The 13,011-nt window shown below is 43.3% G+C and carries 10 protein-coding genes and 1 pseudogene; 7 read left to right on the top strand and 4 right to left on the bottom strand.

From position 1 onward, the window contains the following. Positions 1-96: 96 nt before the first annotated feature. From BLV00_RS03595 to fdhF, 3 genes are read right to left on the bottom strand one after another with little or no spacing between them, the layout of a single operon-like run. Positions 97-303 carry a heavy-metal-associated domain-containing protein gene (locus BLV00_RS03595; protein WP_093042482.1) on the bottom strand — a complete coding sequence of 69 codons (207 nt, stop codon included), beginning with the start codon at positions 301-303 and terminating at the stop codon, positions 97-99. Continuing rightward, complete coding sequence (locus BLV00_RS03600) at positions 300-794, bottom strand: helical membrane plugin domain-containing protein (protein WP_093042484.1); 495 nt, start codon at positions 792-794, stop codon at positions 300-302. Before BLV00_RS03600 ends, BLV00_RS03595 begins: the two co-directional genes overlap by 4 nt. Next, a complete protein-coding gene (gene fdhF, locus BLV00_RS03605; protein WP_093042486.1) occupies positions 769-3,759 on the bottom strand; it encodes a formate dehydrogenase subunit alpha in 2,991 nt (996 codons plus the stop codon). The genes BLV00_RS03600 and fdhF overlap by 26 nt, the downstream gene beginning before the upstream one ends. 121 nt (positions 3,760-3,880) lie before the next feature. Between fdhF and BLV00_RS03610 the strand changes: the two genes are divergently transcribed. Then, a complete protein-coding gene (locus BLV00_RS03610; RefSeq protein WP_093042488.1) occupies positions 3,881-4,477 on the top strand; it encodes a DNA-3-methyladenine glycosylase in 597 nt (198 codons plus the stop codon). A gap of 11 nt (positions 4,478-4,488) precedes the next feature. Here BLV00_RS03610 and BLV00_RS03615 read toward each other — a convergent pair whose 3' ends face one another. Continuing rightward, on the bottom strand, positions 4,489-5,214 hold the full coding sequence (locus BLV00_RS03615) for a DUF421 domain-containing protein (protein WP_093042490.1): 726 nt from the start codon (positions 5,212-5,214) through the stop codon (positions 4,489-4,491). A gap of 133 nt (positions 5,215-5,347) precedes the next feature. Between BLV00_RS03615 and BLV00_RS03620 the strand changes: the two genes are divergently transcribed. From BLV00_RS03620 to BLV00_RS03645, 6 genes and pseudogenes are all read left to right on the top strand, one after another. Beyond that, positions 5,348-7,066, top strand: coding sequence for an ABC transporter ATP-binding protein (locus BLV00_RS03620; protein WP_093042492.1), 1,719 nt, complete (start codon positions 5,348-5,350; stop codon positions 7,064-7,066). Continuing rightward, positions 7,067-8,902 carry an ABC transporter ATP-binding protein gene (locus tag BLV00_RS03625; protein ID WP_093042494.1) on the top strand — a complete coding sequence of 612 codons (1,836 nt, stop codon included), beginning with the start codon at positions 7,067-7,069 and terminating at the stop codon, positions 8,900-8,902. Between the two features lie 13 nt (positions 8,903-8,915). After that, positions 8,916-9,302 (top strand): annotated as a pseudogene (locus BLV00_RS03630) (protease); the annotation flags it as partial. A 206-nt stretch (positions 9,303-9,508) separates the two neighbouring features. Then, a complete protein-coding gene (locus BLV00_RS03635) occupies positions 9,509-10,492 on the top strand; it encodes a Gfo/Idh/MocA family protein (RefSeq protein ID WP_093042496.1) in 984 nt (327 codons plus the stop codon). Positions 10,493-11,058: 566 nt separating this feature from the next. After that, positions 11,059-12,255 (top strand): ParM/StbA family protein, encoded by a 1,197-nt coding sequence (locus BLV00_RS03640; RefSeq protein ID WP_093042498.1) that lies wholly within the window; start codon positions 11,059-11,061, stop codon positions 12,253-12,255. A gap of 9 nt (positions 12,256-12,264) precedes the next feature. Beyond that, positions 12,265-12,864, top strand: coding sequence for a hypothetical protein (locus BLV00_RS03645; protein ID WP_093042500.1), 600 nt, complete (start codon positions 12,265-12,267; stop codon positions 12,862-12,864). The last annotated feature ends 147 nt before the right edge of the window (positions 12,865-13,011 follow it).

Genomic DNA, 13,011 nt, shown 5'->3' on the forward strand with positions numbered 1-13,011 from the left:
CCACGCAGCAGAACATCAGGGAAGGAAAACTCTGTTTAACTTCTCCCGATATATAAAAACAGCAGAGACATCCATCTCTGCTGTTTTCCGTTACCTTTATCCATTTACTTCAAATCCGGAGTCGGCGACTGCCTGGGTAAAGTCCTGCCAGGAAGCGGCTTTTTCATCGAATGAGACCGTTGCCAGTCCCAGGTTGGAATTAACCTCCACGTTCCGAACGCCCCACACGTCATATAATATTTCTTCGATACGTGCCTCATCTCCCTTATGGAAATCAGTTATTGAAAATGTACGTGTAATCAATGTTGATCACCCTTTTCTTCTAACCCTTTACCCATTCCATTCAAAAAGCTGACCACGGTGGAAAGGGCGGTAACTACATGAGGGTCACGCAGAGATTTCATCAATCCCCATAGGTTGGTTTTTTCCGATTTTTCTGCGTGAGTGGAGGCTGATTCAATCCCTTGCTGAACACTTGCGAGCATTGTGTTCAATTTTTCAGGCTCTAGATGACCGACAAAACCTAAAGTATAAAACGTGTTTTTGATTGTGTGGTGGATATTTGGCTGGTTGATTTGCTCTACTGCGATGGTGCCGATTTTTTCACGCGCGCTCAGAAATCCTTTCATAATATCGAGCGCTCCCGTCGCTTCTAATTGCTCGACAATTTCAAGCATACTGGCAATTGCCTGTTTATTATCAGCAATCTGATTCATTAATGCTGCTATTTCTTTATGTTGCTGTTCTTCAGCAGTCGATTGCTGGGTATCAATTTGCTGTATCGCTTTGGCCATCGATCAACCCCTCCTCTTTTATCAATTCAGGTATTGGAGTGAAATCTTTTCGCTCCCATTTTTTTGCCACTCTGACACCGATTTGTGGCTGCGGGTTGCCTAAACGGAAATTTCCAACAACAATAGGAGATTCTCCTTTTGCTTCTAACAGCTCCATCTTCACCTGCATTTCTTTGTAGTTCGGGGTATGCGTATCTTTATCATGGTAGCTGCTCGTCAGTTTGTTGACGGCTTCGATTTCCTTCCGTGTATTCATTGGCAGGTAGAGCTCGTTACCTTTAACCTGATCAGTCACCCAAACACGCAGTTTCACTTTTCCATAAGGGGAAGTAAGACGCACCAATGCTCCCGTTTCTATGTTTCTTTCTTTGGCAAGCTCCGGGGATACTTCCAGCCATGGGTTTGGTACTTTTTGAGATATCCCGTCCGATTGGTAAGTCATATTTCCTTCGTGGAAATGTTCCAGAATCCTGCCATTATTCAAATGGAGATCATACCCTTCGCCAGCTTCATAAGGTGGGGTCCAGTCTACCGGGAAGAGCTTTGCTTTTCCATCCGGGAAGGCGAATTCTTTTTCATATAGTAATGGATGATCCTGTCCATCCTTATCGACTGGCCATACGAGGCTGTCCCATCCTTCCAGTCGTTTATAATCAACGCCTGCGAATGCAGGGGCTAGCGCTGCTGCTTCAGCCATAATCTCACCTGGGTTTTCATAATGCCAATCTGCACCAAGCCGATTAGCGAGGTCCTGGAAAATTTCCCAATCCGGTTTGCTGTCGCCTAAGGGGTCCATCACTTTATTCAGCTTTTGGATGCGTCGCTCCGTATTGGTAAATGTACCTTCTTTTTCAAGACTCGGGGCAGCCGGAAGAACGACATCGGCAAACTGGGCTGTTTTAGAAAAGAACACATCCTGCACTACGAAGAAATCAAGTTTTTCAAAAGCTTCATGTACATAATTGATGTTTGAATCCACCAGCCCCATTTCCTCGCCGAACAGATAGACACCTTTGACGGATCCTTTATGAATGGCCGCGACAATCTCATGGTTGTTCAGCCCAGGTACTTTCGGCAGCTGAGTGTCCCACGCTTTTTCATAGCGTCCACGGATTACGTCATCATCGACAGCTTCATATCCCGGGAAGAAGTTCGGCATTGTACCAAAATCACTGGCACCCTGCACGTTATTATGCCCGCGAAGCGGATAAGCTCCAGTACCGCGCTTGCCGAAGTTTCCCGTCACCAGCAGTAAGTTGGCAATCGAAGTGCTTGTATCGGTACCCCCCATATGCTGGGTGACCCCCATTGCCCAGAGGATACAAGTAGCCTTGGATTCATGAATCATTTCAGCTACCTTTTTCATGCTCTCCTGGGTAAGGCCTGTCACACTTTCTGCATATTCCAACGTGAATTTATCAAGTGATTGCATGTATTCTTCAACATGATTGACTCTTTCTTTTAAAAAGTCTTTTGCTTCCCATCCCTGGTCAATCATGTATTTGGCTACGGCTGAAATCCAGACAAGGTCTGTGCCTGGCTTAGGATGCAAGTGTAAATCCGCACGTTCTGCCAATCCGTTTTTACGTAAGTCTGCGACTACCAGCTGCTGGTCATGCAGCTTGTGCGCCCGTTTGATCCGGGTAGCAAGAACCGGGTGTGATTCTTCCGGGTTCGCCCCTACGACGATAATCAATTCCGCGGCAGCGATATCTTCAATCGTCCCGGAGTCGCCGCCAATCCCGACTGTCCGCATCAACCCGGCAGAGGCAGGAGTCTGGCAGTAACGCGAGCAGTTATCAATATTGTTCGTATGGAAAATTTGTCTGGCAAGCTTCTGCATCAAATAGTTCTCTTCGTTGGTACACTTCGAGGAAGCGATGAAACCAAGCGCATCGGAACCGTTCTGCTGTTTGATGCCCTGCAGTTTTTCTGCTATAAGGGAAAGGGCTTCGTCCCAGGATGCTTCTACAAATTTATCCCCTTTTCGAATCAATGGTGTTTTCAACCGTTCCTGGCTATTAATGAAATCCCAGCCGAATTTACCTTTGACGCATGTGGAAATTCCGTTGGCAGGTGCTTCAGGATGAGGCTGGACTTTCAAAATATCCCGGCCCTTTGTCCATACTTCAAAACTGCATCCGACTCCACAGTACGTACAAACCGTCTTCGTTTTATTGATCCGGCTTTCCCGCATCGCAGCTTCGACATTGGATATGGCAAAAATGCCGCTATAACCTGGTTCAACTTCTTTTGTCACATCAATCATTGGTTCAAGTATGTTCTTTGGTATTTTTGTCATATATCCTGCTTCACCAAGCATCGATTTTTCCATTAAGGCGTTGCAAGGACATACGCTGACACAGTGACCGCAGGAAACACAGGAGGACTGATCGATCGGAACATCATTATCCCAGATGACACGGGGTTCTTTCCGTTCCCAGTCAATCGATAGCACCTCACTGACTTGCAGGTCCTGACATGCTTCTACGCATAATCCACAAAGAATACACTGGTCTGGTTCATACCGGTAGAATGGATGGGTGTTATCTGCCGTGTAAGGCTTGGGTGTGAACGGATATTTCTGATGGTTCACTTGCAGATGCTCGGCAGTGTTATGCACGACGCAGTCACCATTGTTATTATCACAAACGGTGCAGTACAGCTCGTGGTTCTCTAATATTCGTGACATTCCCTCGAGCTGGGCTTCCTTGACCTTGTCGGATTTATTGGAAACTTGCATGCCTTGTTCAATTTTAGTGGAGCAAGAGCGCTGAAGCTTTCCATTTACATCGACAAAACAAGTGTCACACGTCTGGATAACTCCCACGCCTAAATCAGGCTGTGAGGCGCAAATTCCCGGCATATAGATATCATTGTCACGTGCGGCTTCAAAGATCGACTGACCTTCAGTCGCTTCGACTTCCTGACCATTAATGCTGATCGTCACTTTTTTCATTTCCATCAAAACCACCTATTGTAAAATTAAGTATATATAAAGTATGAACAAAACTAGGGTATTCTATAAAAGGAATATTTTTGGCAAGCTGAAAAAAGGGAATGATACCGATACAGGAGGTGTCTGAATGAATTATCAACCGCTGGAACAAGATTTTTTTTACCAGCCTACACTAGAGCTCGCTGAAGCGTTATTAGGGAAAACATTGGTGAAAGAAACGGAGGAAGGAACGGCATCAGGCAGGATTGTGGAAACAGAAGCCTACATAGGTCCAGGTGACCGTGCAGCCCATAGTTATGGAAATCGGAGGACGAAACGGACGGAGGTCATGTTTGGAGCGCCTGGTCATGTCTATACGTATGTGATGCATACCCATTGCCTTGTTAACGTAGTGAGCGGCGATGTACTGAAACCGGAAGCGATATTGATTCGTGCTGTAGAGCCGCTGGAAGGGATTAACTTGATGTACCAGCGCCGGGGAGAAAATAAAAAAGAGATCGAGTTGACTAATGGACCTGGGAAGCTCACGAAAGCGTTAGGTATTACTAAATCGGACTATGGTTTGAAATTCGATCGACCGCCCTTATATATCGCAGAAGGAGCAAAGCCTGATTTTATATCTACTGGCCCTCGGGTTGGCATCGATAACAGCGGAGAGGCGCGTGATTATCCCTGGAGATTTTGGGTGACTGGAAACCGGTTTGTTTCTAAAGCGAGAAAATGACCGTACTACTGTCAATGCTGAACAGGTGGTATCGTATGTTCCACTTCACTTTTCAGGGTATAGTGCAGCTCTAATTCCCGATTGAGAGAAGCATAAAATACATCATTGATATCTTTGACTCCATTTTTAACCAGTTGACGGCGTACCCAGACAGCTTTTACTCCAAAGTAGCTTAAAACTTCACGGGAGATGTCGCCCTCAATGATAATCGGCAAAGCGATATCAGAAGAGTAGGGGATGATGTTCATATCCTGTCTCGTCACAGTCTGATGCCGGGCATGTTTCAGTATACTCAACTCGCCATTCGCTTCCACGATTGCTGTCTGGACTTCCTTAATATCAAAGACATCCTTCTCACGCAGCATCTGGAGGACATTATCTATCGAATAATGGATTTTTTCCATATTTTCATTAATGAATTTGCCATTTTGAATAACCACCGTCGGTTTGAACGTAATCCATCTTCCGAATGAACGGCTGGATATCTTCAGTTTTGCGACAAGCTTCTGTGATAAACCAAGGGCGATAATGGCAACTGCAGTAGGAATATGATTTACTGATGGGTCAGCGATATCCGCCCCCACGACAGAACCTAGCGTGAGGATGATCAACAGGTCAAAAATCGGCAGTTCTCCGATTGCTCTTTTCCCCATAAAAATAGCGGTTATGAGCATCAACGGGACGATAGTGGAAATACGCCCAAGTACAAGCAAAGACTCTTTTACTATCTCTAGCATAATTTTCACTCCTATAAATACTTGGTACTATCTTTTCCAAAATACAGGGGTATTAGACCTGCTTAACGGTTCGCTGTAGATCATTTTTGCTGTATAATTATAAGAACTTTCAGAACTATCGGAGGAACCAGACATGCGAAGAATGTTTGCTTACGCTTACCACTATAAAATATCGATGTACATTGGTTTGTTTCTGATGGTTGTCGAGCTGGTCGTCGAATTGATCCAGCCATTGTTAATGGCCAGAATCATCGATGATGGAATTTTGCAGGAAGATTTTATTACGGTTGCGATTTGGGGCGGTGTCCTGGTAGGAATCTCGTTGGTTGCATTTGCGGCCGGCATCATCAATTCCTATTTTGCAGCGAATGTCAGCCAGGGCGCAGGATACGACATGCGCAATGACATGTTCCGAAAAGTCCAGGAATTCACTAGTAAAAACTTTCAGCGGTTTTCAACTCCTACATTGATCACGAGGATGACGAATGATGTGACACAAATCCAGAACTTGATTTTTATGTTCATGCGGATAGCTCTTCGAGCCCCGTTATTCATTATTGGCGGGCTCGTGATGGCATTTACCGTACATAAAGAATTGGCGATGATTTTATTATTATCCCTACCTATGATGTTGTTGTTCTTATTTTGGATACTGACAAAGGGTGTGACGTTTTTTCGCCGCGTTCAGGAGAAGCTTGATAACCTCAACACCATTATCCGGGAAAACCTTGCCGGTATCCGGTTGATCAAAGGTTTCAACCGGGGCGATTATGAAGAACGCAGGTTCAAGAATGCTAATACATCCTTGTTGAACGATAACAAAAAAGCCTTATGGTTGATGGAGTTAGCTATGCCAATGGTCATGCTTGGAATGAACCTGGTGATACTTGTAATATTATGGTTCGGTGCTATCCAGTTGAATCTTGGGACGGCGCAAGCGGGGGAAGTCGTGGCTATCATCAATTACGCCACCCGAATGATGTTCACCTTTTCTGTGTTCACCTTTTTGATCATGGTATTTTCACGCGGAAAAGCTTCTGCCAACCGGATAAACGAGATCATTGAGGCTGAAGGAGATCAGACCCATGAACAAACTGGAGGGATAGTGAAAGAAATCGAGGGTGCTATCGGATTCGAAGCAGTTACCTATACCTATCCATCCATTAAGCTGCCTGCTATTGAAAAGATCAATTTTCATGCAAAAGCCGGAGAGACAGTGGGAATCTTAGGTGAAACCGGCTCAGGTAAATCAACGCTCCTTCATCTCATTCCGAGACTGCAGGAGGCAACTAGTGGAAAAGTGCTCATCGATGGAATATCGATAGATGAATATGATGTCAAAGCACTCCGTAAGCAAATCAGTCTTGTTCCCCAGGAGATCCATTTATTCTCAGGAAGCGTAAAGGAAAACATTCAGTGGGGAAAAGATGATGCCACCATGGAAGAAGTGATAACAGCCGCTAAAGATGCTCAGATCCATGACTTTATTACAACACTTCCGAACAGCTATGAGACGAAACTGGGGCAGAAAGGTGTTACCTTTTCCGGCGGACAAAAACAACGTTTGTCAATCGCGAGAGCGCTTGTACGGGACCCTAAGATACTCTTGCTAGATGACAGCACCAGTGCGCTCGATGCCCATACAGAAGCCAGACTGTTAGCAACCTTGCGGAAGAAGGCGTGCACGGTCGTAATTGTCGCTCAAAAGATAAGCTCTCTAAAGGCCGCTGACAAAATACTATTGATGCATCAAGGCCACATCCTCGCAGCAGGCGACCATGCTGCCTTACTGAAGAATGATACCTATTACCAGCAAGTCTACCAGTCCCAGCAAGAAACGGAGGCGATATAAATGGCGGATAACAAGGGGTATAAACAGACAGAAAATCCACAGATTCCAAGAGCCCGTCATCATGGTATCGGAAGCCGGCCTCCAAAAGTAGAAAACATCCAGGCGACCATAAAGAGGGTCTGGAGTTACATGCGAAGCGAGAAGCGGTTGTTTTGGCTGGTGCTGTCTGTTGTCCTGATCAGTTCGTTATTGTCTTTATTAGGCCCTTACCTGCTCGGGGTAGCTGTTGATAGAGTGATTGAAGATCCGGAGACAAGTACACTGTTGCAAATGTTGGTTCTATTAGGAGCAATTTATATATTTCACTCTATAACGTTGTGGCTGCAAAACTACTGGATGATCGGTATATCGCAAAACACGGTATTTACGATGCGTAACCACTTGTTTTCTCATCTCCAACGACTGCCGATTTTATTTTTCCAAGAACGGCAATTCGGAGAGCTGATGAGCCGGCTGACGAATGATATGGAAAACGTCAGCAGAACATTGAATACAGCCATCATCCAATTCACTACCAGCCTGATCACTATTCTTGGAACAATCGGAATGATGCTTTGGCTGAGCCCATTATTAACAGTACTTACGCTCACCATTGTTCCCGTGATGTACTTCGGAATGAAATGGATCACGAAACGGACGGGGCGGTTTTTTAAGGATCAACAGAGAGAACTTGGAGATATGAATGGCTACGTGGAAGAAATGTTCTCTGGGCAGACGATCATCAAGATGTTTTCCCAGGAACATAGTGTCATCGAAAATTTCCAGAAGAAAAACGAAGCGCTTAGGCATGCCAGTTACTGGGCACAGACGTACTCTGGTTTTATCCCGAAGCTGATGAATATGCTGAATAATATCAGTTTCGCTATCATCGTCGGCGGGGGAGGGCTACTTGCTGTAAATGGTGCCGTTTCCATCGGGGTAATAGTCACGTTCACCACCTATTCCAGGCAATTCACCAGGCCATTGAATGACCTTGCCAACCAATTCAATATGATTCTCTCGGCAGTTGCAGGGGCTGATCGCGTTTTTCAAATTATAGATGAAACCGAAGAGACAAAAGATGAGGAACAAGCAGAACCTATCCATAGCCTCAACGGAAAAATAGACTTCCGTTCTGTCTGCTTTTCCTATGAGGATGAGCAGCCAACCCTGAAAAATATTAATTTCACAGCTTCACCGGGAGAGACAGTAGCCCTTGTTGGGCCGACGGGAGCCGGGAAAACAACCATCATTTCTCTCCTATCGCGATTTTATGAAACGGATGAAGGCGAAATACTGGTAGATGGACAGAATCTCAAGCGTATCACCCGGGACAGCCTCCGGAAACAGATGGGGGTTGTGTTACAGGATGCTACTTTATTTCATACTACGATTAGAGAGAATCTTCGCTATGACAGGCTGGGTGCCAGTGATGAAGAAGTAGAAGATGCCGCCAAAGCAGCTAATGCCCATAGCTTTATCAGCCGCCTTCAGGAAGGCTACGATACAGTCCTTGATGCGGATGGAAATGGAATCAGTCATGGCCAGCGCCAGCTGCTCTCAATAGCCAGGGCAATACTGGCCGATCCGTCTCTATTGATACTAGATGAAGCCACAAGCAGCATCGATACCGTGACAGAAATCAAAATCAATGAAGCATTGGCGAATCTGATGGAAGGACGAACAAGTTTTGTCATCGCGCATAGGCTTAATACCATCCGTTCAGCCGATTTGATACTGGTACTGAAGGATGGGGAAATTATCGAGCAAGGCAGCCATCAGGAACTGCTTGAAAAAGAAGGATTCTATGCTGATCTAGTAAGAGCACAACAAAATGATAATTTACATGCAGGGTGAAAGCAGGGGCATAGGTCTGGTTGTATGGTATTTCGATGGTAGCTACGATAACAATTGGACAGGCGTTCACCCAGGGGACGGCTTCCTCGGTGTAGTGGACGCAGACCAGCATACCAACTATTGGAGCGACAAGGCAGTAGGTTCTACACGTTATCAATTACATGACGCTGCATTTTCGCTTGAGAAGTCCGAAAAGATGTTCTTAGACTATACGGACTTGTGGGGAGTTACTTTAAAAGATAATTTCACAAAGCGTACACCATTATTCGATGATAGCGCGGATTTCAGCAACCCAGGTCTAGTAGACGCAGGAAGAAATGTCCCTGAATACGGCTTGAAGTTCCGTGTTACTGGTCAAAGTGCTGATGGCACTGTAGGAAAAGTACTTATTTTCAAGTAGACTCTACGAACACCAACCTTAGCATTTTTTAAGGTTGGTGTTTTAATTTTGCACTTTATGTTTTAATTTAAGTAGTAGAAGGGCTATTTGAGTAAGTTTACTAGACTATACCTCTCTCTATTGTAAAACCCTCATACATGCCCTTTAAATGCGCTACAGTGCTATACGAAGGTATACCAAATGTTTTAGGAAAGGAATTAAAGATTATGGTTCGTTTTGGCATTATCGGTACGAATTTTATTACGGAACGATTATTAGAAGATGTAAAAGATTATGAGGACTTCCATTTAACAGCAGTGTATTCCCGTACGAAAGAAAGAGCTGAAGAATTTGCTGAAAAATACGGTGCTGAAGAAGTATACGGAAGCGTTGAAGAAATGGCAAAAAGTAATAATGTCGATGCTGTTTACATAGCCAGTCCCAATTCTTTTCATGCTCATCAGGCAATCACAGTAATGGAGAAGGGGAAACATGTGTTGTGCGAAAAACCGATGGCATCAAATGCTAAAGAAGTAGAATCAATGGTTGAAGCAGCTAAGAAAAATGAAGTGCTGCTGATGGAGGCCATGAAGACCACTTTCCTGCCAAATTTTCTAAGTATACAAAAAAACATCCATAAAATAGGGAAGGTAAGGCGTTATGTTGGAAGCTTCTGTAAGTATTCCTCTCGTTTCGATGCTTATAAGAAGGGGGAGGTTCTTAATGCCTTCAATCCTAAGTATTCCAATGGATCGTTGATGGATTTAGGAGTGTATTGCATTTATCCGATGCTGCTTTTATTTGAATCTCCTCAAAGCATACAAGCTCATGCAGTGAAGCTGGAGACAGGAGTGGATGGAGAAGGAAGTATCATCTTCAGTTATGCTGATATGGAAGCGGTGGTGATACACTCCAAGATCTCTACTTCTTTTTCTCCATCTGAAATACAGGGGGAGAATGGCAGTATATTAATTGATAACATTTCCGACCCTGAGCACGTAGAGATTAGGTATAAGGATGGTAGTGAGGAAAATATCACTCAATCTTCTGCTTTTCCCTCTATGTACTATGAGGTAGCTGAGTTCATTAAACTTATTACAGAAGGAAAGAGGGAGTCTGCTATTAATTCGCACTATCACTCTCTTACTACTATTAAAATAGTCGAGGAAGCCAGGAAACAAGCTGGAATTGTCTATCCAGCGGATCAATAATCATATCTGTTAACTTCTGGATATTTTCTCCCTCATTTTAGCCGTTATCTTATTATGGATAATGGCTTTTTTCTTTGTTTATAATATAATCCTTTTCTTTCTCCCTCCTTTTTTTCATATCAATCCATCATTTTCTCTCTTTTACCCTCTTACTTTCTATTCAATTCCATACAATTTAACTCTATTCTCTTCGGATATGCCATAATCTCTCATTATTCGATACTATTCACATTTGTAAAATAATAGAATAACAACGGATATTTTCTTGTGTGTGCAAAAATGCATACAAGTAATCATAAAAGTAAACATGTATACAAAAAGAATACAAAATGTACACAATAATGTATGCAAGTACACAAATAAGTACGCATATTGATACAAAGGCATGTGTGCAAATTGTCTTGCATGTAAACGGGAATGTTTGCTTGTTTGCTTGATTGTATGCAACTATTTTCTTATTGACGATACTATCAATCTGCTATAACTTTGAAATAGTAATTGGATATATAGGTAGTTTATGGAACAGGCTTAATGAGTAATCCTAAAATAGAAAGGAAAGTTGAAAAATGACAAATTCAAGAATTGCAGCGGTCGATGTTGGTAATGATGCTGTAAAAGCACTATTTGGAAAATTGGATTCCGATCTATACATACCGAATGTGATAGCGCGTGAGGTGGAAGATCGTCCGGTAATCGGTATTGAGGATTTAGATGATAAAGATCCTATCGATAATATCCACATTCGTGTCCACTCCCCTGCCCTGCATGAAAATAATGCAATCTACCGCGTAGGTAACCTGGCAACGAAAAGCACCAATTCAACAGAACTGGATCCAGGAAGCAGTAAAGCAGAAGAAGATCAGACATTAGTCATGTTATTCGCAGCACTTGCACTGGATGCTGTAAATGAAAAAACACCGGATAAAGGCTTCAAGAAGAATAATGGCGTAATCGATGCAAATTACACATTGGGTACTGGCCTGCCGTTAAGAGAAGTAAAAGAAGGAAAAGATGTTGGTTATCGTTCCCAACTGCTCGGTTCGGTTCACCAGGTAGAGTTTCTTGTAACGCCAAAATATCAAGGCAAAAAAGTGAATATTAAATTTGATGAAGTAAAAGTTTATCCAGAAGGTTTCGCAGCGTACATCAACCTGGTAATGGATAACCATTTGAATATCATCAATAAAGACTTGATCGATAAGCAGATTCTGATTCAGGATATAGGCGGACTTTCTACAGATATCGCTGTGATCCGCAACCGTAATGTAGATGATGATAAAGCGCAAGGGTTCAATCTTGGGGTATCGGAATCTCTTGAACAAATCCGTGAAGAAATCAGAAGTAAGCACGGAGTAGAATTGGACAGCCGAAGAGATGTAGTGGATATCATTACCAGAAAAAATGATCGCAACCATATCATGGTTAAAGGAAGCAGAACAAGCGTACATGACATTACGGATCGGATTTTGCTGGAACTTGCTAAAAAGGAATACCGCTTCCTTCGTAACGTATGGCAAAAGAACTCCCAGTCAGAAATCTGCTACTTTGTTGGTGGCGGTGCCTCTGTCTTGAAAGATTATTTGAAGACATTGAATAACAACCTGGATGGTTTCAATATTGAATTCTTCGAGGATGAAAAAGAAAGTATCTGGATGATGTCCAATGCTTACTATAAGCTGATCTCTGACTTTATCCGTAAGAGTGACAGCCGTAAAGTGGAAGATAAAAAAGGTGAAAAACAAAAAGCTTCTTCATCAAAATAGGGTGATTGTATGAGTAATGCAGGGAAAGGTATTCAGAGGGGCCAATCGATAACATTTCGTGTCCCTTCTGACACACCTGACCATCTACTGAAACAACTGAGTAAATTGAAAGAAACAGAACGCAGGAATTTTTCGAGTAAAATTGCACAGTTCGTTTTAGAAGGGGTCAATGAATCTCTTTCTAAAGATAGGGAGACTATCACGATTCCACTTCCAAGACAATTGACGAAAGAACAACGTAATTGGATCAAACATGAGCATTCGGAAGCACTGCTTGGGAGCATTATTCATCACTTGCTTGCTGACCCGGTCAGAGCCACTTCGCTTCTGGCTTCTATGAATAGTAATACCGTCAATATAGATGAAGCTTTATACTTACAGGAAGAAATGGCAGCGACTACTGCGGTAGAAGAAAAAAGTGAGCCTGCACCGGTAGAAAAAGAAGCGAAAGACGAGAAAGACTGGGCAGAGATGGATAAGGCTTTGGATGACCTCAACTTTGACCAAATGAGAGATGAACTGAAGGGGCACCATGACGATCGCGAGGACGAAGAAGAAGATTCGGATGAAGATCTGCTCGGAGGTTTTCTTTCAAAAATGAATAATTAAGAATAAATGACTTTCAGAAAAGGTAGTGCTTTTCCTGGAAGTCATTTTTTTATTCGGAACCTTAGGGTTATAAAACTAAAAAAAATAAGCATTCAGTCCTGATTTTTTATGGATATGGCAGCGTTGTTTTTCCATGTTCTGGGGCAT

Source organism: Thalassobacillus cyri (assembly GCF_900107755.1).
In the GTDB taxonomy this organism is placed as follows: domain Bacteria; phylum Bacillota; class Bacilli; order Bacillales; family Halobacillaceae; genus Thalassobacillus; species Thalassobacillus cyri.